This is a genomic window from Pseudomonas farsensis (assembly GCF_014268805.2).
GTDB classification, from domain to species: Bacteria; Pseudomonadota; Gammaproteobacteria; order Pseudomonadales; family Pseudomonadaceae; genus Aquipseudomonas; species Aquipseudomonas farsensis.
On the sequence record NZ_JABWRF020000001.1, the window covers coordinates 507473 to 531721 of the forward strand.

General features: G+C 63.7%; 20 protein-coding genes. 7 read left to right on the forward strand and 13 right to left on the reverse strand.

Annotated features, from left to right (window positions below):
* Positions 1 to 54: 54 nt before the first annotated feature.
* The 3 genes from adeC to ttgA are packed head-to-tail and all read right to left on the reverse strand — an operon-like array spanning position 55 to position 5804.
* On the reverse strand, positions 55 to 1497 hold the full coding sequence (gene adeC, locus HU719_RS02280; RefSeq protein WP_186520303.1) for an AdeC/AdeK/OprM family multidrug efflux complex outer membrane factor: 1443 nt from the start codon (positions 1495 to 1497) through the stop codon (positions 55 to 57).
* Positions 1494 to 4646, reverse strand: a complete 3153-nt coding sequence (gene ttgB, locus HU719_RS02285) for a multidrug efflux RND transporter permease subunit TtgB (protein ID WP_186536266.1) — start codon at positions 4644 to 4646, stop codon at positions 1494 to 1496. The genes adeC and ttgB overlap by 4 nt, the downstream gene beginning before the upstream one ends.
* Before the next feature lie 3 nt (positions 4647 to 4649).
* Complete coding sequence (gene ttgA, locus HU719_RS02290) at positions 4650 to 5804, reverse strand: toluene efflux RND transporter periplasmic adaptor subunit TtgA (RefSeq protein WP_186520301.1); 1155 nt, start codon at positions 5802 to 5804, stop codon at positions 4650 to 4652.
* A gap of 250 nt (positions 5805 to 6054) precedes the next feature.
* On the opposite strand from ttgA, the gene HU719_RS02295 reads away from it, so the two are divergent.
* Complete coding sequence (locus HU719_RS02295) at positions 6055 to 6687, forward strand: TetR family transcriptional regulator (protein ID WP_186520300.1); 633 nt, start codon at positions 6055 to 6057, stop codon at positions 6685 to 6687.
* Positions 6688 to 6771: 84 nt separating this feature from the next.
* On the opposite strand, the gene HU719_RS02300 is transcribed toward HU719_RS02295, so the two are convergent.
* On the reverse strand, positions 6772 to 8223 hold the full coding sequence (locus tag HU719_RS02300) for an MDR family MFS transporter (RefSeq protein WP_186536264.1): 1452 nt from the start codon (positions 8221 to 8223) through the stop codon (positions 6772 to 6774).
* A gap of 379 nt (positions 8224 to 8602) precedes the next feature.
* Between HU719_RS02300 and HU719_RS02305 the strand changes: the two genes are divergently transcribed.
* Positions 8603 to 9472 carry an isocitrate lyase/PEP mutase family protein gene (locus tag HU719_RS02305; protein ID WP_186520298.1) on the forward strand — a complete coding sequence of 290 codons (870 nt, stop codon included), beginning with the start codon at positions 8603 to 8605 and terminating at the stop codon, positions 9470 to 9472.
* 382 nt (positions 9473 to 9854) lie between these two features.
* Here HU719_RS02305 and HU719_RS02310 read toward each other — a convergent pair whose 3' ends face one another.
* Complete coding sequence (locus tag HU719_RS02310) at positions 9855 to 10766, reverse strand: LysR family transcriptional regulator (protein WP_186536263.1); 912 nt, start codon at positions 10764 to 10766, stop codon at positions 9855 to 9857.
* Positions 10767 to 10868: 102 nt separating this feature from the next.
* Here HU719_RS02310 and HU719_RS02315 point away from each other — a divergent pair, with 102 nt between their 5' ends.
* Positions 10869 to 11747, forward strand: a complete 879-nt coding sequence (locus HU719_RS02315) for an MBL fold metallo-hydrolase (RefSeq protein WP_186536262.1) — start codon at positions 10869 to 10871, stop codon at positions 11745 to 11747.
* Positions 11748 to 11775: 28 nt separating this feature from the next.
* Positions 11776 to 12390: an NAD(P)-dependent oxidoreductase gene (locus HU719_RS02320; RefSeq protein ID WP_186536261.1), complete on the forward strand. Its 615-nt coding sequence runs from the start codon at positions 11776 to 11778 to the stop codon at positions 12388 to 12390.
* Between the two features lie 218 nt (positions 12391 to 12608).
* On the opposite strand, the gene HU719_RS02325 is transcribed toward HU719_RS02320, so the two are convergent.
* A complete protein-coding gene (locus HU719_RS02325; protein WP_186535683.1) occupies positions 12609 to 13487 on the reverse strand; it encodes a LysR substrate-binding domain-containing protein in 879 nt (292 codons plus the stop codon).
* Positions 13488 to 13599: 112 nt separating this feature from the next.
* On the opposite strand from HU719_RS02325, the gene HU719_RS02330 reads away from it, so the two are divergent.
* On the forward strand, positions 13600 to 15222 hold the full coding sequence (locus HU719_RS02330) for a 5-guanidino-2-oxopentanoate decarboxylase (protein ID WP_186535684.1): 1623 nt from the start codon (positions 13600 to 13602) through the stop codon (positions 15220 to 15222).
* A gap of 92 nt (positions 15223 to 15314) precedes the next feature.
* On the opposite strand, the gene HU719_RS02335 is transcribed toward HU719_RS02330, so the two are convergent.
* Entirely contained in the window at positions 15315 to 16229 is a 915-nt protein-coding gene (locus HU719_RS02335; protein ID WP_186535685.1) for an AraC family transcriptional regulator, read from the reverse strand.
* A 203-nt stretch (positions 16230 to 16432) separates the two neighbouring features.
* Here HU719_RS02335 and HU719_RS02340 point away from each other — a divergent pair, with 203 nt between their 5' ends.
* Both HU719_RS02340 and HU719_RS02345 read left to right on the forward strand, forming a co-directional pair.
* On the forward strand, positions 16433 to 16726 hold the full coding sequence (locus HU719_RS02340; protein ID WP_186522156.1) for a putative quinol monooxygenase: 294 nt from the start codon (positions 16433 to 16435) through the stop codon (positions 16724 to 16726).
* A gap of 40 nt (positions 16727 to 16766) precedes the next feature.
* Positions 16767 to 17000 carry a hypothetical protein gene (locus HU719_RS02345; RefSeq protein WP_186535686.1) on the forward strand — a complete coding sequence of 78 codons (234 nt, stop codon included), beginning with the start codon at positions 16767 to 16769 and terminating at the stop codon, positions 16998 to 17000.
* On the opposite strand, the gene HU719_RS02350 is transcribed toward HU719_RS02345, so the two are convergent.
* From HU719_RS02350 to HU719_RS02375, 6 genes are all read right to left on the reverse strand, one after another.
* Positions 17001 to 17606 carry a flavin reductase family protein gene (locus HU719_RS02350; RefSeq protein WP_186522152.1) on the reverse strand — a complete coding sequence of 202 codons (606 nt, stop codon included), beginning with the start codon at positions 17604 to 17606 and terminating at the stop codon, positions 17001 to 17003.
* Positions 17607 to 17724: 118 nt separating this feature from the next.
* Positions 17725 to 18012, reverse strand: coding sequence for a hypothetical protein (locus HU719_RS02355; protein ID WP_186522150.1), 288 nt, complete (start codon positions 18010 to 18012; stop codon positions 17725 to 17727).
* A gap of 244 nt (positions 18013 to 18256) precedes the next feature.
* Positions 18257 to 19387 (reverse strand): Fic family protein, encoded by a 1131-nt coding sequence (locus HU719_RS02360; RefSeq protein ID WP_186535687.1) that lies wholly within the window; start codon positions 19385 to 19387, stop codon positions 18257 to 18259.
* Positions 19388 to 19514: 127 nt separating this feature from the next.
* On the reverse strand, positions 19515 to 20834 hold the full coding sequence (locus tag HU719_RS02365; protein ID WP_186522146.1) for an MFS transporter: 1320 nt from the start codon (positions 20832 to 20834) through the stop codon (positions 19515 to 19517).
* 255 nt (positions 20835 to 21089) lie between these two features.
* Positions 21090 to 22421 carry a sigma-54-dependent transcriptional regulator gene (locus tag HU719_RS02370; protein WP_186535689.1) on the reverse strand — a complete coding sequence of 444 codons (1332 nt, stop codon included), beginning with the start codon at positions 22419 to 22421 and terminating at the stop codon, positions 21090 to 21092.
* On the reverse strand, positions 22415 to 24172 hold the full coding sequence (locus HU719_RS02375) for a sensor histidine kinase (protein WP_186535691.1): 1758 nt from the start codon (positions 24170 to 24172) through the stop codon (positions 22415 to 22417). Before HU719_RS02375 ends, HU719_RS02370 begins: the two co-directional genes overlap by 7 nt.
* Between the last annotated feature and the right edge of the window lie 77 nt (positions 24173 to 24249).

A 24249-nucleotide genomic window follows, 5' to 3' on the forward strand; every position in this document is an offset into this window, starting at 1 on the left:
CGGCTACCACAAAAAAGCCCACCGCAAGGGTGGGCTCGATGTTGCCGGCTACGGTCAGCCTCGTGGTGCTTGCACCGAAGCCTGCTGCTGGGTCTGCTCGTACCAGCCGCCGCCGAGGGCCTTGTACAGGTTGACCTCGCTGACCAGCTGCGACAGCCGGTCGCTGATCAGCGACTGCTGGGCGCTGAACAGGTTGCGCTGGGCGTCGAGGAAGGTCAGGTTGCTGTCGATACCGATGCGGTAGCGGCGCTCGGCCAGGCGGTAGTAGTCCTGGTTGGCGGCCACCAGGTCACGCTGGGCCTGCAACTGCTCTTCGAACGTCTTGCGCGCGGCCAGGCCATCGGCGACTTCCTGGAAGGCCGTCTGGATGGTTTTTTCGTACCGGGCAACGTTGATGTCTTTCTGGATTTTCGAGTAATCCAGGCTGGCCTTCAGGCTACCGGCGTTGAAAATCGGCAGGTTGATCTGCGGCTGGAACAGCCAGGTGCCGGAGCCGCCCTTGAACAGCCCACCCATGTCCGGGCTCAGGGTACCGGCATTGGCGGTCAGGCTGATGCTTGGGAAGAACGCCGCACGCGCCGCGCCGATGTTGGCATTGGCCGCCTTGAGCAGGTGCTCGGCTTCCTGGATGTCAGGGCGCCGCTGCAGCACGTCGGACGGCAAGCCAGCCGGCACTTCGGCCAGTTGGTCGGCATCAAGCTTAAGCGGGGCTGGCAGGTTGCCAACGCCGGTACCGACCAGCACGGTCAGGCTGTTCAGGTCCTGGGCGACCAGGCGCTGATACTGCGCATGCTTGACCCGCGCGCCTTCGACGGCGGTGCGCGCCTGGCTCAGGTCCAGCGCCGAGGCTACCCCCACCTCATTGCTGCGGCGGGTCAGGTTGTAGCTCTCTTCGTAGGTTTTCAGCGTGTCTTCGGTCAGCTTCAGCAGGGCCTGGTCGGCCTGCCAGGTGTAGTAGGCGTTGGCAACGCTGGCCACCAGGCTGATCTGCGTGGAGCGGCGCGCCTGCTCGCTGGACAGGTAGGTTTCCAGCGCCTGTTGCGACAGGCTGCGCACACGGCCAAAGAGGTCCAGCTCGTAGGCGCTGACGCCAAGCGTGGCCGAGTACTGGCTGGTGATGTTGGCTTCACCGGTTTGCGAAAGGTCCGCCGGAACGCGCTGACGGCTGCCGCTGCCAGTGGCCGAAACCGCCGGGAACAGGTCGGCGCGCTGGATGCGGTACTGGGCGCGGTAGGCGTCGATGTTCAACGCGGCAACGCGCAGGTCGCGGTTGTTTTCCAGCGACGCCTGGATCAACTGCTGCAGCGCCGGGTCGTGGAAGAACTGGCGCCAGCCTTGCTCGGCGGCGGCCACGTTGGCGCTCTCGGTCGGCGAGTACGCAGGGCCTTGCGGCCACTGCGCAGCCACCGGCGCTTCCGGCGTCTGGTAGTCGGGGATCAGCGAGCAGCCGCCGAGAATGAAGGCGGTGACCGCCAGGGACAACAAAGACTTGGTCATTGCCCAGCCTCGATACGTGGGGTTTGAGGAGTGGCGTCCGTTTCTGGCTTTTTGCTGCCGAACAGCGACGACACGGCGACGAAGAACAGTGGTACCCAGAAGATGGCCAGCACGGTTGCACTGATCATGCCGCCGATCACACCGGTACCGATGGCGTGCTGGCTACCGGCGCCGGCGCCGCTGGCGATGGTCAACGGTACCACGCCGAGGATGAACGCCAGCGAGGTCATGATGATCGGGCGCAGACGCATGCGGCAGGCCTCGATGGCTGCGTCATACAGGCTGCGGCCCTGCTCGTGCAATTCCTTGGCGAACTCGACGATCAGGATGGCGTTTTTCGCCGCAAGGCCGATGGTGGTCAACAGGCCGACCAGGAAGTACACGTCGTTGGACAGCCCGCGCATGCTGGCTGCAATCAGCGCACCGATGATACCCAGCGGTACTACCAGCACCACGGCGATCGGGATCGACCAGCTTTCGTACAGCGCCGCCAGGCACAGGAACACGAACAGGATCGAGAGGGCGAACAGCGCCGGCATTTGCGAGCCGGAGAGTTTTTCCTCGTAGGACATGCCGGTCCAGGAGAAGCCGATGCCGTCCGGTAGTTCGCCGGCGATGCGCTCGACTTCGGCCATGGCTTCACCGGTGCTGTAGCCAGGGGCCGGGGCACCGAGAATTTCCATCGCCTCAACGCCGTTGTAGCGCGAAAGCTTCGGCGAGCCGTAGCTCCATTCACCTTTGGCGAAGGAGGAGAACGGCACCATTTCGCCAGCGCTGTTGCGCACGTACCACTTCTGCAGGTCTTCCGGGCTCATCCGCGAATTGGCTTCACCCTGAATGTAGACCTTCTTGACCCGACCACGGTCGATGAAGTCGTTGACGTAGCTGGCACCCAGGGCAATCGACAGGGTGTTGTTGATGTCGGAAATGGTCACGCCCAGAGCGCTGGCACGTTCGTCATCAATGGTCAGCTGGTACTGCGGCTCATCGTTCAGGCCGTTCGGGCGCACACCGGCGAGGATCTTGCTCTGCGCTGCAAGGCCGAGGAACTGGTTGCGCGCTTCCATCAGTTTTTCGTGGCCGACACCGCCGCGGTCCTGCAGGAACACGTCGAAGCCACTGGCGTTACCCAGCTCCAGGACCGCAGGTGGCGCGAAGGCGAACACCATGGCGTCACGGAAGGTGAAGAAGTGCTGCTGGGCGCGTTGGGCCAGGCCGAACACGCTGTTTTCCTTGGAGCGCTCGCCCCACGGCTTGAGCATGATGAACGCCATGCCCGAGCTCTGCCCACGGCCTGCGAAGTTGAAGCCGTTGACGGTAAACACCGACGACACGGTGTCGGCTTCATCCTTGAGCAGGTATTCACGCATCTGGTCGACCACGACCTGGGTGCGTTCGGCACTGGAGCCTGCCGGGGTCTGCACCTGGGCGAACAGTACGCCTTGGTCTTCTTCGGGCAGGAAGGCGGTCGGGATGCGCATGAACAGCCAGATCATGCCTACCACGATAAGCGCATAGGCCAGCAGGAACGGCGCCTTGTTGCGCAGGATGGTCCCGACGCTGCGCTCGTAGCCGACCACGGTCTTGTCGAAGCTGCGGTTGAACCAGCCGAAGAAACCACGCTTGGCGACATGGTGCTCGCCCTTCTTCACAGGCTTGAGCATGGTTGCGCACAGGGCCGGGGTGAACACCAGTGCTACCAGCACCGACAGGCCCATGGCCGAGACGATGGTGATCGAGAACTGGCGGTAGATCACGCCGGTGGAGCCGCCGAAGAACGCCATTGGCAGCAGTACCGCCGACAGCACCAGCGCAATACCCACCAGGGCGCCCTGGATCTGGGCCATGGAGCGCTTGGTGGCCTCCTTGGGTGGCAGCCCCTCCTCGGACATTACCCGCTCGACGTTCTCCACCACGACGATGGCATCGTCCACCAACAGACCGATGGCCAGCACCATGGCGAACATGGTCAGGGTGTTGATACTGAAGCCTGCGGCCGCCAGGATGCCGAAGGTACCCAGCAATACCACAGGTACGGTCATGGTGGTGATGACGGTGGCGCGGAAGTTCTGCAGGAACAGGTACATCACCAGGAACACCAGCACCACGGCCTCGATCAGGGTGTGGATGACCCCGCTGATCGATTCGGTGACAACCGGCGTGGTGTCATACGGGAATACCGCTTTCACCCCTGGCGGGAAGAACGGTTCGAGGTCGCTGATGGTGGTGCGCAGCGCCTTGGCGGTGTCCAGGGCGTTGGCGCCGGTGGCCAGTTTTACCGCCAGGCCCGAGGCGGGCTTGCCGTTGAACTGAGCGCTGACCGAGTAGTTTTCACCACCCAGGGCAACGTCGGCGACATCACGCAGGCGCACCTGCGAGCCATCCTTGTTGACCTTGAGCAGGATGTTCTGGAACTGCTCGGCAGTTTGCAGGCGGGTCTTGCCGATGATCGTGGCGTTGAGCTGGGTGCCAGGCATGGCCGGCAAACCGCCGAGCTGGCCGGACGACACCTGCACGTTCTGCGCGGCCACGGCGGTCTTGACGTCGACCGGGGTGAGCTGGAACTTGTTCAGCTTGGCCGGATCCAGCCAGATACGCATGGCGTACTGGGCACCGAACACCTGGAAGTCACCGACACCGGCCGTACGCGAGATCGAGTCCTGCATGTTGGAGACGATGTAGTTGGCCAGGTCGTCCTTGGTCATGCTGCCGTCTTCGGACACCAGGCCGATCACCATCAGGAAGTTTTTAACCGCCTTGGTGACCCGGATGCCTTGCTGCTGCACTTCTTGCGGCAGCAGCGGGGTGGCCAGGTTCAGCTTGTTCTGCACCTGCACCTGCGCGGTATCAGGGTTGGTGCCCTGCTCGAAGGTGGCGGTGATGGTCATGCTGCCGTCGGAGTTGCTCTCGGACGATACATAACGCAGGTTGTCGATACCGTTGAGCTGCTGCTCGATGACCTGCACCACGGTGTCCTGCACGGTCTGCGCCGAGGCGCCCGGGTAGGATACGGCGATGGCGATGGCCGGCGGCGCAATGCTGGGGTACTGGTTGATCGGCAACTTCAGGATCGACAGCGCCCCGACCAGCATGATCACCAAGGCGATCACCCAGGCGAAGATCGGGCGATCAATAAAGAACTTCGACATGGTTTACTCCGCTTTGGCGTCGGCTTTCGCGGCGCCCGCCTGATCAGGGCTGCCCGGCTTCTTGACGTTGGTGGCTTCGCTGACCTTGACCTCGACCCCTGGGCGCACGTATTGCAGGCCTTCGGTGATAAGGCGGTCGCCGGCCTTGAGGCCGTCTTCGATCAGCCAATCTGTGCCCAGGGTACGGCTGGCCTTGAGCTGACGCAGTTCGACCTTGTTGTCCGGGCCGACCACCAGGGCGGTAGGCGCGCCTTTGAGGTCGCGGGTCACACCTTGTTGCGGGGCCAGGATGGCGTTGGCGTTGACCCCAGCTTTGAGCCGCGCGTGGACGAACATGCCTGGCAGCAAGGTGTGCTCTGGGTTCGGGAAGATCGCACGCAGGGTCACGGAACCGGTGGTTTCGTCGACGGCAACTTCAGAGAACTCCAGGCGGCCCTGTTGCTTGAACAGGCTGCCGTCTTCGAGCACCAGTTGCACCTGGGCGGCGTTTTCGCCGGCCTTCTGCAATTGGCCGCTTTCCAGGTCACGGCGCAGCTTGAGCAGCTCGGCGGTGGACTGGGTCACGTCGACGTAGATCGGGTCGAGTTGCTGGATGGTAGCCATGGCGTTGGTCTGGCCATTGCTCACCAAGGCACCTTCGGTAAAGGCGGAGCGGCCGATACGGCCACTGATCGGGGCCAGCACCTTGGTGTAGCGCAGGTCGATCTGCGCGCTCTTGAGCGAAGCCTCGGCCTGCAATCGTTTGGCGTTGGCGTCGTCGTATTCCTGTTTGGAAACGGCTTGCTCATCGATCAACTGCTTGTAGCGTTCGGCCAGCGAGCGGGTGGCTTGCAGGTTGGCCTGGGCGTTGGCCAGGGTTGCCTCGTAGACGGCAGGGTCGATCTGGTAGAGCTGCTGCCCTTCCTTCACTTCGCTGCCTTCCTTGAACAGGCGCTTGAGAATGATGCCGTTGACCTGCGGGCGAACCTCGGCCACGCGGAAGGCGGTAGTACGCCCCGGCAGTTCCGAGGTAAGGGTGAAGGCTTGGGGTTGCAGGGTGACGACGCCGACCTGAGGAGCCTGCGCCGCGGGCGGCGCCTCTTCTTTCTTACAGCCGCTGAGCAGTGTGGCCAGGGCGATGGCGGAAACCAGAGCGGTAACAGCTGGCTTGAGTTGCATGAGGATCCTCGGGTCGCAGGAGCGGGGGAGCTCAAGAATAGATGAAGTGTTCTGTCAGAAAAATGCTATCAGTTGGATTAATAGCTTGCTAAGGAATATACTTACATTCATGGTTGTTTGTAAATACTACCAACCGGCCCTTTCTAGCGGTCAGGTGGTAAATAATTGTTACCGGCGGACGCCCTGAAGAGGCAGCTCCGGGTTGAATTCCGCCTGCCAACTGCGCAGGGCATGATGAGGTTGTGCTGCCATGGTCCGTCGAACCAAAGAAGAAGCCCAGGAAACCCGCGCCCAGATTATCGAGGCGGCGGAGAAGGCGTTCTACAAGCGCGGGGTTGCGCGCACCACTCTCACCGACATTGCCGAGCTGGCCGGGGTGACCCGCGGCGCCATCTACTGGCATTTCAGCAACAAGGCGGACTTGGTGCAGGCGCTGCTCGACAGCCTGCACGAAACCCATGACCACTTGGCGCGCGCCAGTGAAAGCGAAGACGAACTGGACCCGCTTGGCTGTATGCGCAAGCTGCTGCTGCAAGTGTTCAGCGACCTGGTACTCAACGCCCGGACCCGGCGGATCAATGAAATCCTGCACCATAAGTGCGAGTTCACCGATGACATGTGTGAGATTCGCCTGCAGCGCCAGAGTGCCGTGCTCGACTGCCATGAAGGCATAGCCTTGGCGATGAAAAATTCGGTACGCCGCGAACAGCTGCCGGCCGACCTTGATTGCGACCGCGCGGCCGTTGCGATGTTTGCCTATATCGACGGGTTGATCGGGCGCTGGCTGCTGCTGCCGGACAGCTTCGAACTGCTGCGCGATGCTGAAAAGTGGGTCGACGCCGGGCTGGATATGCTGCGCTTGAGCCCGGCACTACGCAAATAGCACTTTGTGAAGGTTTGTGAGCAAGTGTTGCCCTTGGTGCGTTAACGCAAGATTAAGCCCGTCTTTACCGGTTGGCGGGCGGCTTCAGTGCCCGCGTAGTTGTTTATCCGGCAGCGCCAGCGCCGCCAGCAGGCCCAGCAGGGCAACCCCGGCGCTGCCCAGCAGCAGATGGCGGAAGGTCTCCAGCAAGCGGCCCTGGGCCAGCAGGTCTGCCTGCCCGGCCTTGAGGCTACCCAGCAATGGGTTGCCAATCACGTCCAGGCCGCCGCTGTGCAGCAGCCCCAGCAACAGGCTGGACATGCACGCCACGCCCATCGCCCCGCCCAGTGAGCGGAACAGGTTGGTGGTGCTGGTCGCCACACCAATATCCTTCGCTTCGACCGCGCTCTGGGTGCCCACCAGCGAGGTCGGAAACTGCAGCCCGCAGGCAACCCCCGCCAACAACATGAACAAGCCGCTGAGCAGCGCCGACTGCGGCGGCGTCATGGCCATGGCAGCAATCGCCATGGGCATCAGCACGGCGCCGGCCAGAATCTGCGGTTTGTAGCGCCCGGTGCGGCTGGTCATGCGCCCGCCGGTGAACGCGCCCAGCGGCAGGCCCATGGCCAGTGGCAGCAGGTGCAACGCCGCCGCGTCGGCGCCGGCACCGGTGATGCTCTGGTAGCGCAGCGGCATCAGCATGGTCAGCGAAATGGACTGGAAGCTGGCAAAGAAAATCACCCCCCAGCACAGCACTGCCACGCGGTTGCCGAACAGGCTCATCGGCAGCAACGGCTCGCGGCAGCGCCGCTCATGGGCGATGAACACCAGCAGCCCGAGCAGCGCCGCGCCCATCAGTGCCAGCACCGGCTGCGACAGCCAGGCGTGGCCTTGGCCGACCAAGGTGATGCCCAGCAGCAAGCTGCCCAGGCCGATGATCATCAACACCGCGCCGGTATAATCCACCTGCGCCTGGCGGTGTTTGACCGGGATGCCCGCCAGGGCGCGGTGGATCACCCACAGCGCCACCACGCCGAGCGGCAGGTTGATCCAGAACACCCAGCGCCACGACAGGTACTCGGTCAGCCAGCCGCCCAGCACCGGCCCAGCTACGCTGGCCAAGGCATACATGCTGCTGAAATAGCCTTGGTAGCGGCCCCGCTCGCGGGGCGGCACGAAGTCGCCGATGATCGCCTGGCTGACCGAGACCATGCCGCCTGCACCTATGCCTTGCAGCACCCGCGCCAGTACCAGTTGCGGCATGTCCTGGGCCAGGGCGCAGCCGATGGAGGCCAGGGTGAACAGCGCGGTACCGGTCAGGATCATGCGCCGGCGGCCATACAGGTCGCCGAGCTTGCCGTAGATCGGCACGGCGATGGTCATGGCCACCATATAGCCGGAGATGACCCAGGCCAGCAGCCCGACATCGTTGAACTGGGCGGAAATGGCTGGCATCGACACGGCAACGATGGTCTGGTCGAGGGCGCCAAGGAAGATCGCCAGCATCAGGGCGGTCAATACACTGCGCAAGGCGTTGGGGGGCAGGGCGGCAGTCACGGCATACCTTCACGGTTGCAATCGCGGGCTTCTTGGCGCGATCAGTCAGTTTGTAATGCGCCGATTGTACCCTGACTTAGGTAGCTACCTATGTAGTACGTGCATCCCCTATGCAAGATCGGCATTAGCGCATTGGTCATTACCTGCATGGCAGCATGATATCGTGCGAGGGCCGCAGAGGCTGAAATCCGCGGGCTGCACCGACTTGGTGCAACCATTTGTCGCAGGGTTTCGCGTTGCAGTAAGTCCACACCTTCTATTCCTCTGCCTGCATGTCGAGCATGACCGCCCTGATGGCGACGGTTGGAACAGTCAGGTAGACCCGGTACAGGGGTCGGTTGTCAGCCGTTCAACATTTCTTATTACAAGCGGAGTGATCATGCCCAAGGCTTCCCACCAAGATCTGCGTTTTGCCTTCCGCGAGCTGCTTGCGTCAGGTTCGTGCTATCACACCGCGTCGGTGTTTGACCCCATGTCCGCGCGCATCGCCGCCGACCTGGGTTTTGAAGTTGGCATCCTCGGCGGCTCGGTCGCCTCCTTGCAGGTGCTGGCCGCTCCGGACTTTGCCCTGATTACCCTGAGCGAGTTCGTCGAGCAGGCCACCCGCATCGGCCGCGTCGCGCAGTTGCCGGTACTCGCCGATGCCGATCACGGTTACGGCAATGCCCTGAACGTGATGCGCACGGTGGTTGAACTGGAGCGCGCAGGCGTTGCGGCGCTGACCATCGAAGATACCTTGCTGCCGGCCCAGTTCGGGCGCAAATCCACTGACCTGATTTCGGTGGACGAAGGCGTGGGCAAGATCCGTGCAGCCCTGGAGGCGCGGGTTGACGCTTCGCTGGCCATTATTGCCCGGACCAACGCAGGCGTGCTCACCACCGAAGAAATCATCGTGCGCACGCAGAGCTACCAGAAGGCCGGGGCTGATGGTATCTGCATGGTGGGTGTGAAGGACTTCGATCACCTCGAACAGATCGCCGAGCACCTGACCGTGCCGCTGATGCTGGTGACCTACGGCAACCCGAACCTGCGCGACGACGAGCGCCTGGCGCGGCTTGGCGTGCGTATCGTGGTCGACGGCCACGCCGCTTACTTTGCAGCGATCAAAGCCACCTACGACTGCCTGCGCCTGCAGCGCGGCCAGCAGAACAAGTCGGAAAACCTCAGCGCTACCGAGCTTTCGCATACCTATACCCAGCCTGAGGACTACATCCGCTGGGCCAAGGAATACATGAGCGTCGAGGAGTAAGCGCCTCACCTGGCCCTGGGTGGCTGAGCCGTTCTCGGTAGCCCCCGCTCGGGCCTCATCGCAGGCTGTCGCCAGCTCCCACAGGAATCTGGGCCAGGCCTGGTGTTGGGGCGGTGCGCGATGTCTGTAGGAGCGGCCTCGTGTCGCGAAAGGGCTGCGTAGCAGCCCCGACGAATCTGCATGAGGCACAAATCCTGGGGCCGCTTCGCAGCCCTTTCGCGACACAAGGCCGCTCCTACACAATCAAAAGCGACTTGCCTGAAACCATAGAATCTCCCACAGAGGCCGCGTCAGGCTGCGATATTGATGTCTGGCTGAGGCCCCTGTGGGAGCTGGCGACAGCCTGCGATGAGGCCGGGACAGGCTTGCCCTGAAACACCGGCTATATCCCCAACCCCCGATCCCACTCCGGCTCCCCGGCAAACCGCTCCACCAGAAAATCCACCATGCTGCGCAGGCTTGCGGGCATGTGCTTGCGTGAGGTGTACACCGCACTCAAGGTCAGCTCTCGCGGCCGGGCACCAGGTAGCAAGCGCACAAGCTCGCCGCTGCGAATGGCACTGGCGGCCTGGTAACTGGGCAGCATGGCAATACCCACCCCAGCCAGCGCCGCACGCTGCAAGGTCATCGCCTCGTTCGCGCTGATGTTGCCCTGCACCGGTACCGCAAGTTCCACACCCTGCACCTCGAAATGCCACAGGTTATGGCCGAAATAGGCGTGGGTCAGGCAGTTGTGCAGGGCAAGGTCCGCCACCTGCTGCGGCGTGCCATGTTCATCGAGGTAGGCCGGGCTTGCGCATATCACCGAGCGGCATACGCTCAGGCGCCGGGCTATCAGGCTGGGGTCGATGTCGCTGCTGGTTCGAATAGCCAGGTCGATGCGCTCATCCACCAGGTTGACCGTGCGATCGAGCATCTGTAGCTCCACCTTCACCCCTGGGTAGCGCTTGATGTAGGCCGCCAGCGCATCCACCAACTGGGCCTGGCCGAATGAGGTGCTGACACTGATGCGCAGCTCGCCGCGTGGCGCATCGTCGGGCTGGCGCACGGCGTCTTGCAGGTCGCCTGCCAGCGCGAGCATCTGCCGGCACCGGGGCAGGGTTTCCTGGCCTGCGGCGGTCAGGCTGAGTTTGCGGGTGGTGCGCTGCATCAGCCGCGCGCCCACCCAGTCCTCAAGTTCTGCCAGATAGCGCGAGACCACGGGCCGTGAAAGCCCCAGATGATCGGCCGCCGCCGACTGGCTGCCGAGGTCGACGACGCTGACAAACACGCGCATGGCGTTGAGCCGGTCCATGATTTGCCCGATTTCAGAAATAAACTATGTCGAAGCATCGCATTTTTTGTATCGGATCGGGCAACTAAGCTGTGGTTCTTCGCATCGTTACTGGAACCGCCCATGTCTCTATTCACTCCGCTGCGCGGGCTGTTGCTGGCCAGTGTGCTGCTCACCGGCCCCGTTGCCGTTGCCGCCGAGCCGCTGTCGCTGGACGTCTACAACCCTGGCAGCGAGGCCATCTTCCCGGTCAGCTCGGTGGTGGTCAGTGGCCAGCATGACGCCATCCTGATCGACGCCCAGTTCGGCAAGGCCCAGGCCGCCCAGCTGGTGCAACGCCTGCGCGCCAGCGGCAAGCGCTTGACCACTATTTATATAAGCCATGGCGACCCGGACTATTACTTCGGCCTGGATACCATCACCCAGGCCTTCCCCCAGGCCCGTGTGGTCGCCTCGGCGGCAACCGTTGCCCACATTCGCCAGACCATGGACGCCAAGCTGGCGTACTGGGGCCCGCAGATGGGGACCGACCGCCCGGCAAAACTGCTGCTGCCTGCGGTACTGGAAGGCAATCGGCTGGAGCTGGAAGGCAAGGCTCTGGAGGTGGTCGGGCTGGATGGCCCGCAGCCTGAACGCAGTGTTGTCTGGATTCCCTCCATCAAAGCCGTGGTCGGTGGCGTGGTGGTGTCCGAGCATATTCATGTGTGGATGGCCGATACGCAAAGTGCCCAGTCGCATGCCGATTGGCTCGCCACCCTGGCCGCTATCGAGCGCCTGCAGCCGCGCACGGTGATCCCCGGCCACTACCTGGGTGACAGCAGCCGCAATGTGCAGGCGGTGCGTTTCACCGCCGATTACATCCGCGCCTTTGACGCAGAGGCTGCCAAGGCGGCCAACGCCGCCGAGCTGATCGCAGCGATGAAGCAGCGCTACCCGGGCCTTGCCGACGAGAGCTCGCTTGAGCTGAGCGCCAAGGTCGCCAAGGGCGAAATGAAGTGGTAACCCCTATTCACCTGACGGAGTATCTCCCATGAGCAAGATCGCAATTATCGGCGCCACCGGGCGTGCTGGCAGCCAACTGCTGGAAGAAGCGCTGCGCCGTGGCCACAGTGTCGTGGCCATCGCCCGCGACCCCTCGGTGTTGCAGGGGCGCGAAGGCGTAACCGTGAAGGCGCTGGACGCCAAGGACAGCGCGGCGCTGCAAGCGGCCATTGCCGGTACTGACGCCGTATTGAGCGCCGCGCATTTTGCCACCCTTGCGCCGCAGGCCATCATCGAGCCGGTCAAGCGTGCCGGCGTCAAGCGCCTGCTGGTGGTGGGCGGCGCCGGTAGCCTGTTGCTGCCGTCGGGGCAGCGGGTGATCGACAGTCCGGATTTCCCCGAGGCTTATAAAGCCGAAGCCACCGCCGGGGCGCAGTTTCTCGAGACGCTGCGCCAGGAGCCGGCGCTGGACTGGACCTTTCTCTCGCCGTCGGCAGAGTTTGTCGAAGGTGAACGCAGCGGGGGCTATGTGCTGGGCAAGGATCACTTGTTGATTGGCGCTGATGGTCGAAGCTGGATCACCTTTGCCGATTACGCCATTGCTTTGCTTGATGAGCTGGAAAAGCCGGCGCATTCGCGGGCGCGGTTTACCGTTGGGTATTGAGCCGGGCCACACATAGCCGGGGCCGCGTTGCGGCCATTCGCGGCGGGCGGGCATTCCAAGCAAGCCCGCTCCGAAAGAGATCGCGCATAGTCGCAATATTGAGGCCTTGCCCAGATCCTGTGGGAGATTCTATGGTTTTGTACAAGCCTGTTCCCGCCAGATATATCTCCTTGTGGCGAGCGGGCTTGCCCCGCGAAAACCGGCATAGCCGGTGCCAGCTACACCCCGGCACTGCGCGCCTGCAGCCACGCCATCAACTGCGCCAACCCCGGCGCCACGGCCTTGCCTGGGCTGACCAGGTAATAGCCTTTGCCCGTCATCACCTTCAGCGCAAACGGCATGCACAGCCGCCCACTGCGCAGGTCATCGCCGATCAGCGCCCAATCACCTATCGCCACGCCGGTGCCTTGCGAAGCCATGGCCATCGCCATGTCCAGGGTTTCAAAATGCTGCCTCGGCCCTTGCAGCTCGAAGTTGACACCCGCCGCTTGCAGCCACAACTGCCAGTCATGCTCGTCGCGCGAGGGGTGAAGCAGCATGTGCCGCGCCAGGTCTTGCAACTTGCGCAACGGCAGCGGGCCGTCGAGCAATGACGGGGCACAGACCGGTGTCAGTTGCTCATCGAACAGCTTGCAGACCTGTTGGCCTGCATTGGGCACCGCGCCATAGATGACGGCGGCATCGAAGCCCTCACGGCGAAAATCCACACCGTGCTGCACGGTGGTGGTGAGCTCGACCGGCACGTCCGGGCGCAGCGCCTGCCACTCCATCAAGCGTGGCAACAGCCAGCGCATCACACAGGTCGGCGCCTTGAGCTGCAACGTCGCGCTGCGCCCACCCACTTCCTGCACGCCTTGTTCGATCAGGGCAAACACCTGCTGCACGCGGGGCAACCAGTCCTGGCCCTCGCGGGTCAGCGCCAGCCCCCGCGCCTGGCGCAGAAATAACGGGTAACCCAGTTGCTCCTCCAGCGCGGCGATCTGGCGGCTGACCGCGCCCTGGGTGATGTGCAACTGCGCCGCCGCGCGGGTGAAGTTGCAGTGCCGGGCGGTGATCAGGAAGGTGTGCAGGGCAGGCAGCGGCGGCAGACGGGACATTGGTGTAAGCCATGATGTGAGGACATGGCGAGTATGTGTTTTTTTGCATTGTCGCGGTAGCAGCGGCTTGTTTCCATGAAGACTGATTTCAACAAGAATCGGGTATTGGATAATGGCAACCTGTGGCGAAGTGCTGGTCAAACTCCTCGAAGGCTATGGCGTGGAGCATGTCTTCGGTATTCCTGGTGTGCATACCGTGGAGCTGTATCGCGGGCTGGCGGGGTCGTCGATCCGCCATATCACCCCGCGCCACGAGCAGGGCGCCGGGTTCATGGCTGATGGCTATTCGCGCACCCGCGCCAAACCGGGTGTGTGTTTCATCATCACCGGCCCCGGCATGACCAACATCACCACCGCCATGGGCCAGGCCTATGCAGATTCCATCCCCATGCTGGTGATCTCCAGCGTGCAATCGTGCAGCCAGCTGGGCGGCGGGCGCGGCAAGCTGCACGAGTTGCCCAACCAGGCCGCGCTGGTCGCGGGGGTGGCTGCGTTTTCCCAGACCTTGATGAGCGCCGCTGACCTGCCGCAGATGCTGGCCAGGGCGTTCGCCGTATTCGACGGCGCCCGCCCGCGCCCGGTGCATATCGAGATTCCGCTGGATGTGCTGGTGGAGCCTGCCGACCACCTGTTGCCCGCACGCCCGGTGCGTACCGCTCGCGCCGGTGCTGCGCCGCACATGGTCGCGCAGATGGCGGCGTGCCTTGCTGCTGCGCAGCGACCGTTGATTCTGGCAGGTGGCGGTGCGCTGAATGCCGGCGCTGAAATTGCGCAGTTGGCCGAGCACCTGCAAGCGCCGGTAGCGCTGACCATCAACGCCAAGGGCCTGTTGCCGGCGAGCCACCCGCTGCAGATCGGCTCGACCCAGACCTTGCCCGCTACCCGCGAGTTGGTCGCCGAAGCCGATGTGGTGCTGGCCATCGGTACGGAGCTGGCAGAAACCGACTACGACGTGACCTTCAAGGGTGGTTTCGACATCCCCGGCAGCCTGTTGCGCGTCGATATCGACCCTGACCAGACGGTACGCAATTACTTGCCTGCGCTGGCGCTGGTTGCAGATGCCCAGCAAGCCGCACACGCTCTACTGATGGCTCTGCACGGCCACTCGCAGCCTGTGCGGCAGGGCGCCTGGGGCAGCCAGCGCGCCGCCCGCTTGCGGGAGGCCAATGCAGCGACCTGGGATGCTGCGACCTTGAGCCAGACAGCCCTGCTGAACGCGGTCCTGCACACGCTGCCGGAGGCCATCCTGGTGGGCGATTCGACGCAACCGGTCTACACCGGCAACCTGACCCTGGACATGCCTGCCCCCCGGCGCTGGTTCAATGCCTCCACCGGCTACGGCACGTTGGGCTATGCCTTGCCGGCGGCCATTGGTGCCTGGCTGGGCAGCGCCGAGGCCCCGGTGGTGTGCCTGATTGGCGACGGCGGCTTGCAGTTCACCCTGCCGGAGCTGGCCAGCGCGGTCGAGGCCCAAGTGCCGCTGATCGTGCTGCTGTGGAACAATCAGGGCTATGAGGAAATCAAGAAGTACATGCTTAACCGCGCCATCGAGCCGGTGGGCGTAGACATCCACACCCCCGACTTCATTGGCGTCGCCCGCGCGCTGGGCGCAGTTGCCGAGGAGGTAGCCGACGTGGCGCAGTTGCAGGCCGCGTTGCAACGCGCCCAGGGGCTGCGCCGGCCAACCCTGATCCAGGTCGACCAACACCAATGGCAGGCGGCCGTAACGAGCTGAATGCTTGCCGGTAGTCTCTAACGCGCTGTCGGCGCGGGTTTCAGGGCTGCTTTGCAGCCCTGCGCGGGGCAAGCCTGCTCGCCACAAGAGGCTCAACCGGCGCTGGCGCGCAGCCGTGCCACATCGCGCAGCGGTGGCGCGCCGTACAGTCGGCTGTATTCACGGCTGAACTGCGACGGGCTCTCGTAGCCCACCCGATAAGCCGCCACCGCTGCCTCCAGCCCGTCGTTGAGCATCAGCCGCCGCGCTTCTTGCAGGCGCAGCTGCTTCTGGTACTGCAACGGGCTCATCGAGGTCACCGCCTTGAAGCGGTGGTGCAGGGTCGAAGTGCTCAGGTTCACCTCGCGGGCCAGGTCTTCGATACGCAGTGGTTGCTGGTAATGCTGGTTGAGCCAGGCGATGGCTTGGCAAACGCGGTGCGTCTGGCTGTTGGCCAGGGCGATTTCATACAGCCGATGGCCCTGCGGCCCTCGCAATAATCGGTAAAGGATCTCGCGACGAAACAGCGGCGCCAGCATCGCGATATCGCGCGGCGTATCCAGCAAACGCACCAGCCGCAGCAGCGCATCGAGCAACTGCGGGTCGCTCCTTTCTACATACAGGCCGCGCCCCGATGGCCGGTTGGGCACCAGCATCGGCCCGTTTTCGGCAATCAGTTGGCTGATTTCAGCCGCGTCCAGGTCCAGGCGCAGGCCCAGGCTCGGGTTTTCCGGGGTAGCGTCCAGGCGCACGCCACTGAGCGGCAGCGTTACCGATACCACCATGTAGTGCAGCGGGTCATAGGCATATTGCTCATCGCCCAGAAACAGCGCCTTGCTGCCTTGGGCCAGGATGCACAGCGCCGGTTGCGCCAGGGTCGGCACCGAACGCACGTTCTCGCGATAGGCGGACAGGTACAGATCCTCGACCGCCGATACCGGGCCATGCGGGCCGCTGGCGTGGCGCAGAATCAGGCCGGCCAGTTCCTGGCGCTGAAGTTCGAGCGAGGGGTCAAGAGGCTGGGTCATGGCGGGGTTTCCTTGGCAGACCGGGCCAGCATAGGTTTGGGCAATGCCGGGCGCTAGTCGAAAGCTGCACGACGATTGCCTGATCCTGCCGTGGTGCAGGATCAGGCAATCGGCCGGCAGTAATGGCCTAACGGCACGCGCGGGGCAACGCCTAACCTTGGCTGCCTGGTTATCCCGTCCGCACCGCTTCAAGGAGATCGTTCATGACCCAGACTCAACCGGTCACCCACCTGGCTTTCATCCGCGCCAGCAACGGTCGCTCGGCAGAACTCGGCATGCGCCTGCGCGACTTGCTGGAGCCTTCGTTGCGCACGCCAGGTTGCCTGAGTTTCAACGTGCAGCGCTCGCAGGTCGATGCCGACCTGTGGCTGCTCAGCGGCAGCTGGAGCGACCAGCAGGCGATGCGCGGCTACTTTGCCTCACCCACCCTGCAAGCGTTTGGCGAACTGGTGCAGCAGCAGTTCGTCTCAAGCCTGGACCTGCACACCTTCGCCTAGGGTGTAGAATGCAGCCCCGATCACACAGGCGCAGCGCAGCATGGCACGTAGAGAATTCACCCACTTTGAAGCAGTTTCGGCAATGGTCCCGGCAGAGGGCGGCGGCTACCACGCGGCAATCGCCGTCAAAGCCTTGCGCGGTGGCGGTGCCCCGCGCTTTCACAAGGTGCTCGATGGCCAGCTGTTCAAAGGCGCGTTGGCGGCTGATGAGGCCGCTTGCGCCGAGCTTGAACGCCTGCAAGGCGTAAACGAAGACGGAGAGTTGCAGTACTGATCAGGCCTGCGGGCGGCCCATCTTGAACAATTCGCCCAGCGCGAAGTAGTCAGCCGGGCCGCCACCACGCAGAATCGGCTCAGCGGCGGCGGTGTCGTAGATACCGTCCTTGAGCAGATGCTCGGCGATATGCACCGCCACCACTTCACCCAGAATCAGCCAGCTTGGCACCGGCTGTTGATCAGCGCGGTTGAGCTGGATGATCTGGCTCACCTTGCACTCGAAACTCACCGGGCTCTCGCCCACGCGCGGCACCTTGACCACGTTCGAGGGTGCCGGGGTGAGGCCACTCAGAACGAATTCGTCGACGTCTGCGGCAACGGCTGCGCAGCTTTGGTTCATCTGCTCGGCCAGCGGCCGGGTGGCCAGGTTCCAGACGAACTCCCCGGTCTGCTCGATATTGTTCAGGCTGTCTTTGCGCCCGACGCTGCAGAAACCGATGATCGGTGGGATGTAGTTGAAGGCGTTGAAGAAACTGTACGGCGCAAGGTTCAGGCGCCCGTGGCTGTCGTGGCTGGAGATCCAGCCGATGGGCCGTGGGCCGACGATGGCGTTGAAGGGGTCGTGGGGCAGGCCGTGGCCTTTGGCGGGTTCGTAGTAGTACATCTGCGTAAGGCCGCAAGGCCCTTCCTGGTGGCGGACGAGGCGCCTAGTGTGCCAAGCCTTTGCCCGGCTGGAAATGATCAAGCCCGGCAAAAGCCGGGCTGGGTACGCGCATCAGTGATCAGCTGAAGCGGTGGGCGTTGGTGTTGTCGAAGCCGTTTTCGGCGAAGCGTTGGCCGTTGGTGCGGTCGGCGCCGTCTTCGGCAAAGCGTTGGCCGTTGGTGCGGTCGGCGCCGTCTTCGGCGAAACGTTGGCCGTTGGTGCGGTCGGAACCATCTTCTGCATAGCTGGCCGATTGGATTTGTACGGCGGCGAAGGTGTGGGCGTTGGTGTTGTCGAAGCCGTCTTCAGCGAAGGCGCCAGTAGCCAGAACCGAGAGGGCCAGGGTGAGGATCAGTTTGTTTTTCATGGTAGGTGCTCCAAGGGTTTTGTTGGGGTTGTTTGCTGCTGTGAGTCCCATGCTACGTCGATTAATTTGATTAAAAAGCGCATAAAATGGCTTATATAAATCGATTAATTGGATGTGTTTGGGCGCACTCTTGCGCTCTGTCTCAGCGCTATCCCATTGAAGGTTTTGAGTTATGGCTGAAGAACGCTCGACGAACGCCTGTCAGCCCTCCCACAACCCGCGTCGTCAGCCGCGACCTGCGGTGTCAAGCCGGGCACACGGCGTAGCGCGTGCTACGCCCGCCGCCTGGCAAGCGTACAAGGCAGCTTTTGGCCTGCAGGTCGGCCAGGTGGCGGGTGGCCGTGGCTTTCGAAACTTTGGCCACGGTTTGGTACTGGCTGGCGCTGATGCCGTCTTCGAAGCCCTTGGGGCCGCCGTCGAGCAGGCGGTTGAGCACTTTGACTTGCTCAGGCAGCAGCCCGTCGGCGCGGTGCGCCTGCCAGAAGCGCGCTTTGTTCAACACCCGGTCGATACGCAGCAACGCCTGTTCAAGGCTGCGCAGCAGTGTGGTCAGGAACCAGTGCAGCCATTCGGTGATGTCCAGGCTGCCTTTCTGGCTGCGTTCGAGTACGCGGTAATAGCCGACACGGTCCTCAAGAATGCTGGCAGACATTGCATAAAAGCGGATTGCCTGACGCTCGCCCTGGGCCAGGGCAAGGTCGGTCAGGGCGCGGGTCAGGCGGCCGTTGCCGTCAGCGAACGGGTGCAGGGTAACGAACCAGAAATGCGCAACCCCTGCACGTAGCAATGGGTCGAGCTGGTCGTCACTGCGGCTTGCTTGGAACCAGTCGAGAAACTGCTCAAGTTGCAACTCGAGCCCCGCACGCGGCGGAGCTTCGAAATGCACGGTAGGTTTGTCGATTCGCCCGGAAATGACTTGCATGGCCGCGGCGTCGCGCAGTTCACCCACAGCCAGTGGGGCAGTGAGCACCCCGGTGCTTTCTGGGAACAGCCAGCGGTGCCAGCGATACAGCCGCTGCTGGTCGAGAGGGTGGTCGTGGCCGGCGGTCGCGTCGAGCATCAGCTCAGCCAGGCCTTCACTGCGCGGGCTGGTCGGCCCCGGCTCTTCAATACCGAGGCGACGCGCAAGTGAAGAACGCACCGATTCGACATTGAGCTGTTCGCCTTCAATGGCCGATGAGGTGACGATGTTCTGCAGCAGCGTGTCGAGCAGGTCTTTGCCCGCCTCAAGGCCGGCCACCGCACCGGCTCTGCCCAGCAACAGGCCCTGGGTTTCCACGCATTCGCGCAGTAACCCAGCCAGATGTTGGCTGTTCCAGTGGAAGGTCGGCCAGCCTGGCTGCTGCCAGATCCAGAACGGGGATGAAGGAGTCATGAGCCGAATAATAACGCTATTCGGCTCATGCAGTGAGCCGAATAAACCCGCTATTCGGCTCACGACCCACAAAAAAGGGGGCGCCCCGCCAAGCGGAGCGCCCCCTTTGGGCCTTGCAGCCTGCGGATCAGTCAGTGGTGATACGCGAGTGTTGCTTGGTGTCCTTCATGGTGACGTAAACCAGCAGCGAGCACGCGATGCAGGCGGTGACGTACCAGTAGTAACCGGTTTCCAGGTGAATGCTCTTGAACCACAGTGCCACGTACTCAGCGGTGCCGCCGAAGATCGACACGGTCAAGGCATAGGGCAGGCCGACGCCCAGCGCGCGGATTTCGGTGGGGAACAGCTCGGCTTTGACCACCGCGTTGATCGAGGTGTAGCCGCTGACGATGATCAGCGCGGCCATGATCAGGAAGAACGCGCCCCACCAGGTCTGGATGGTGTGCAGGGTAGTCAGGATCGGCACTGTGAACAGCGTCCCCAGCACGCCGAAGGCGATCAGGATCGGGCGTCGGCCGATCTTGTCGGACAGCGCGCCGATCACTGGCTGCAAGCACATGAACAGGAACAGCGTGGCGGCCGAAATGGTGGTCGAGTCGCTGATGCTCATGCCCACCGTGTTGACCAGGTACTTCTGCATGTAGGTGGTGTAGGTGTAGAAGGCCAGGGTGCCGCCCATGGTCAGGCCGACAACGGTCAGCAGTTCCTTGGGGTGGCGCATCAAGGTGCGCATCATGCTTTCCTTGGCCTTTTCCTTCTTGGTGAAGGAAGCGGTTTCTTCCATGCCACGGCGCAGGTACAGCGCAACCACCGCGCACAGCGCGCCGATCACGAAGGGTACACGCCAGCCCCAGGCGTACAGCTCTTCGGTGGTCAGGGTGTTCTGCAGGATGATCAGCACGGCCAGGGCGATGAGCTGGCCCGAGATCAGCGTCACGTACTGGAAGCTTGAGAAGAAGCCACGGCGTTCCTTGGTGGCCATTTCGCTCAGGTAAGTGGCGGAGGTACCGTATTCACCGCCCACCGACAGGCCTTGCATCAGGCGCGCGATTACCAGCAACACGGGCGCGGCAACGCCGATGGTTTCGTAACCTGGGGTCAGGGCAATGACCAGCGAGCCTGCGCACATCAGCAGCACCGAGGCCATCAGCGCGGCCTTGCGGCCCTTGCGGTCGGCGTACAGGCCCATCAGCCAGCCACCGATCGGGCGCATCAGGAAGCCCACGGCGAAGATCGCGGCGGTGTTGAGCAGTTGTGCGGTGGTGTCGCCGGCGGGGAAGAAGGCCTTGGCGAAGTACAGGGAAAATGCGGCGTAGACGTACCAGTCGTACCACTCGACCATGTTGCCGATAGAGCCGCTGAAAATCGACTTGAGGCGGCTGGAGGTGGTTTTAGGCGCTGCAGACGCGGCGCCGGCTCCCGCGGGCAGGGGGCTGGTGTTATCCATCAGGGATACCTTCTCGTTGTTTTTGTGGGGCGCGCTGAGCGCAGCTTGAGAAGGCTTTTGCAGAACCTGTGCCAAATGAGGGCAAGGCGATCCGTTTGTGTGCACCGAAGCCCAGGCATCCCCGTTTTAACGGCCCGACAGGCTTAGCGCGTACGTTGTGGGAGCGGGCTGGCCCCGCGATGAGTCTGCAGTATTGCCCCCTCAATAGGCGATTTTCCGCTTATCCAAGCCGCCCAATAGGCAATAATCCGCTTATCAAGGCGCAAGAAAATCCTCACGCAACAGCCCATGGCGCTGCATCTTTTCGTTGAGCGTGCGCCTAGGCAGTTGCAACGCCTCCATCACCCCTTTGATTTCGCCCTGGTGCTGGCGCAAGGCTGCGCGCAGACACTGCGCTTCGAACGCCTCCATCTGCGCGGCCAGCGATTGCCCGTCGGCAGCCTGCGCCTGGTTCGGCGAGGCCAGCCCCAGCGCATGCCGTTCGGCGGCGTTGGCCAGCTCACGCACGTTGCCCGGCCAGTCGTGGGCCAGCAGTTGCGCCAGCTGCGCACCACTGACCGGCTGCGCCTCACGGCCCAGGCGCTCGGCGCAACTGCGGGCAAAATGCTCGAACAGCAGCGGGATGTCCTCGCGCCGCTCACGCAGCGGCGCCAGGCGCAGCTCGGCAACGTTCAGGCGGTAGGCGAGGTCTTCTCGGAAACGCCCGGCGCGGGCCTCTTCGAGCAGGTCGGGTTTGGTCGCGGCGACGATTCGCAGGTCCACCTCGATGCTCTGGTTGGCGCCCAGCCGTTCGAGTTTGTGCTCCTGGATGACGCGCAGCAGCTTGGCCTGCTGGGCCAGCGGCATGCTTTCGATCTCGTCGAGAAACACCGTACCGCCGTTGGCATATTCAAGCTTGCCGATACGTTTGCCCTGGGCGCCAGTAAAGGCGCCGCTTTCGTGGCCGAATAGCTCGGCTTCGAACAGCGCTTCGGGAATGGCCGCGCAGTTGAGGGCGACGAAGGGCTTGCCGGCGCGCGGGCCGAAGTCGTGCAGGCAGCGAGCAACGCGTTCCTTGCCGCTGCCGGTTTCACCACGGATCAGCACATTGACCGGCAGCGCCGCCAGCTCCAGCACTTGGCGGCGCAACTGTTGCAGGCCCTGGGACATACCGAGCAGGGTGCCTTCCAGCTGCACCTTGAGGTCGGCCTGCTCATGCAGGCGGCGGTTTTCCAGCACTAACTGGCGTTTTTCAAGGGCGCGGCCGAGGCTGCTCATCAGGTGCTGCGGGGTGAACGGTTTTTCCAGAAAATCGTAGGCGCCGTTGCGCATTGCCTCGACCGCCATCGGCACATCGCCGTGGCCGGTCAGCAGGATCACCGGCAGGCCGGCGTCGAGCTGCTGCAGGCGTTCGAGCAACTGCATGCCGGAAAGCCCGGGCATACGCACATCGCTGAGGATTACCCCGGGGAAGTCCGGCGGCAACTGCGCCAGGCATTCTTCGGCGCGGGCGAACAGCTGCACATTGAAGCCGGACAGGCTCAGCCACTGCTCAACGGCGTTGCGGATACTGGCTTCGTCATCGACGACGATCACGGAATTCAACATGCAGGCTCCAGGTCGCGCGGCAGGGTCAGGCTGAAGCGGGCGCCGCCAGGCAGGTTCTCGACCTGCAGAGCGCCGCCGGCATCGGCAACGATGCCATACGAGATGGCCAGGCCCAGGCCCAGGCCTTCGCCGACCGGTTTGGTGGTGAAGAACGGATCGAAGACTTTACCAAGGTCGGCCTCGGCAATGCCGCCCCCTGAGTCGAGCACGCTCAGGCGCCACAGCTCGGCATCGGACTCGATACGTATTTCCAGGCGTTTGTAGCGTTTATCGGCCATGGCGTCGAGGGCATTGCGCAACAGGTTGATCAGCACCTGCTCCAGGCGGATGGCATCGCCGCGCACCCAGGCCGGGCGTGCCAGGTACAGCGCCACTTCCACTTCTTCGTCGCGGATGCGCGGCTCCAGCAGGTGCAGCGCCTGATCGACAACCGTGGCCAAGTCCAGGCGCTCGCGCAGGCCGCCGGGGCTGTTGCGGGCGAACGTCTTCAGGTGGCCGGTGAGCGCGGCCATGCGCGTAAGCATCTGCTCCAGGGGTTCGAGGGCCTGGCGCGCCTGCTCATGGCGGCCATGGTCGAGCAGCAGGCGCAGGGTTTCGAGCTGCATGCGCTGGGTGGTCAGCGGCTGGTTGATTTCGTGGGCGAGGGCGGCGGACATCTGCCCCAGCGCCGCCAGCTTGGCCGACTGCACCAGGCCTTCCTGGGCGGTGCGCAATTCGCGGGTGCGCTCCTCGACCTGGCGCTTGAGCTCTTCGCGGCTGCGCTGGCGCATGCGGGCCAGGCGCATGCGCTGGCTGACAAACAGCGCGGCGAACACCAGGCTCAGCCAGACGGCAGCAGCGGCCAGGGCGGCGTTGCGCTCGTCCTCGGCAACCTGCGGCTTGCGCAGCAGGTGCAAGGTCCAGCCTTCGGCGGGCAATGGCAGGCTTTCCCACAGGTAGTCGACGCTGCCCTGCGGGCCTTGCACGCGGGACAGGTGGCTGTGCTCGGCAAAACGCGTCAGCACCTGGCTGTGCAGGGCCACCAGCGGTTGCTTGTCGTACTGGCGGGTCTGCTCAAGCTCGGCGCGGTCCGCAGGCGTCAGCGGTAGCAGTTCGCGATAGCGCCAGCCGTCCTGGTTGGCAATGAAGGTAATGCCGCGCGCGTCGCTGACCAGCAGGATATCGCTGCCCTGGCGCCACTCGCGCTCAAGCTCGGGGAACTCAAGCTTGACCACCATGGCACCCAAAAACTGCCCCTGTGCATTGCTCACGGCGCTGGATAAAAAGTAACCCGGTACGCCGCTGGTCACGCCGACAGCATAGAAACGCCCGCTGCCTTGGACGCGGGTCTGTTTGAAGTAGGGCCGGAAGCCATAGTTGGAGCCGACGTAGGTGGTGGGCAAGCGCCAGTTGCTGGCGGCAATGGCAAGGCCGCTGGCGTCGAGCAGCTCCAGGGTCGAGGAGTTGGCCGCGCCGTTGATACGTTCAAGCTTGAGGTTCAGCGCGTGCTGCACCGGCTCGCTCAGCGGCCTGCTCAGGGCATCGATGAGCTCGGGGTCCAGCGCCAGCACCGCAGGCAGGGCGCGATAGCGCTCGATCAGGGTGTGCAAGGCGTTGGCGTACAGGCCCAGTTGCTGGTTGGCGCGCTGCGCATCGAGTTGCATCGATTCGCGCTTGGCCTGGTGCATGGCCCAGCCGGCGCTGAGTACGGTACCGACCACGATCAGCAGGATGATCAGGCCCAGGCGCACAGCGCGGATGGGTGAGGGCATGGGCAAAGGTCCGCAGGTTCGGTGGTCGGTGGTGGTGCTTCGCGGAGCTCGCCCGCCCCACGGCGCGAGGGCGGTGG

Excerpts from the sequence above, each read along its gene's own strand:
- adeC (WP_186520303.1), bottom strand. The coding sequence starts at position 1,497 with ATGACCAAGTCTTTGTTGTCCCTGGCGGTCACCGCCTTCATTCTCGGC.
- ttgB (WP_186536266.1), bottom strand. The coding sequence starts at position 4,646 with ATGTCGAAGTTCTTTATTGATCGCCCGATCTTCGCCTGGGTGATCGCC.
- ttgA (WP_186520301.1), bottom strand. The coding sequence starts at position 5,804 with ATGCAACTCAAGCCAGCTGTTACCGCTCTGGTTTCCGCCATCGCCCTG.
- HU719_RS02295 (WP_186520300.1), top strand. The coding sequence starts at position 6,055 with ATGGTCCGTCGAACCAAAGAAGAAGCCCAGGAAACCCGCGCCCAGATT.
- HU719_RS02305 (WP_186520298.1), top strand. The coding sequence starts at position 8,603 with ATGCCCAAGGCTTCCCACCAAGATCTGCGTTTTGCCTTCCGCGAGCTG.
- HU719_RS02310 (WP_186536263.1), bottom strand. The coding sequence starts at position 10,766 with ATGGACCGGCTCAACGCCATGCGCGTGTTTGTCAGCGTCGTCGACCTC.
- HU719_RS02315 (WP_186536262.1), top strand. The coding sequence starts at position 10,869 with ATGTCTCTATTCACTCCGCTGCGCGGGCTGTTGCTGGCCAGTGTGCTG.
- HU719_RS02320 (WP_186536261.1), top strand. The coding sequence starts at position 11,776 with ATGAGCAAGATCGCAATTATCGGCGCCACCGGGCGTGCTGGCAGCCAA.
- HU719_RS02325 (WP_186535683.1), bottom strand. The coding sequence starts at position 13,487 with ATGTCCCGTCTGCCGCCGCTGCCTGCCCTGCACACCTTCCTGATCACC.
- HU719_RS02330 (WP_186535684.1), top strand. The coding sequence starts at position 13,600 with ATGGCAACCTGTGGCGAAGTGCTGGTCAAACTCCTCGAAGGCTATGGC.
- HU719_RS02335 (WP_186535685.1), bottom strand. The coding sequence starts at position 16,229 with ATGACCCAGCCTCTTGACCCCTCGCTCGAACTTCAGCGCCAGGAACTG.
- HU719_RS02340 (WP_186522156.1), top strand. The coding sequence starts at position 16,433 with ATGACCCAGACTCAACCGGTCACCCACCTGGCTTTCATCCGCGCCAGC.
- HU719_RS02345 (WP_186535686.1), top strand. The coding sequence starts at position 16,767 with ATGGCACGTAGAGAATTCACCCACTTTGAAGCAGTTTCGGCAATGGTC.
- HU719_RS02350 (WP_186522152.1), bottom strand. The coding sequence starts at position 17,606 with ATGTACTACTACGAACCCGCCAAAGGCCACGGCCTGCCCCACGACCCC.
- HU719_RS02355 (WP_186522150.1), bottom strand. The coding sequence starts at position 18,012 with ATGAAAAACAAACTGATCCTCACCCTGGCCCTCTCGGTTCTGGCTACT.
- HU719_RS02360 (WP_186535687.1), bottom strand. The coding sequence starts at position 19,387 with ATGACTCCTTCATCCCCGTTCTGGATCTGGCAGCAGCCAGGCTGGCCG.
- HU719_RS02365 (WP_186522146.1), bottom strand. The coding sequence starts at position 20,834 with ATGGATAACACCAGCCCCCTGCCCGCGGGAGCCGGCGCCGCGTCTGCA.
- HU719_RS02370 (WP_186535689.1), bottom strand. The coding sequence starts at position 22,421 with ATGTTGAATTCCGTGATCGTCGTCGATGACGAAGCCAGTATCCGCAAC.
- HU719_RS02375 (WP_186535691.1), bottom strand. The coding sequence starts at position 24,172 with ATGCCCTCACCCATCCGCGCTGTGCGCCTGGGCCTGATCATCCTGCTG.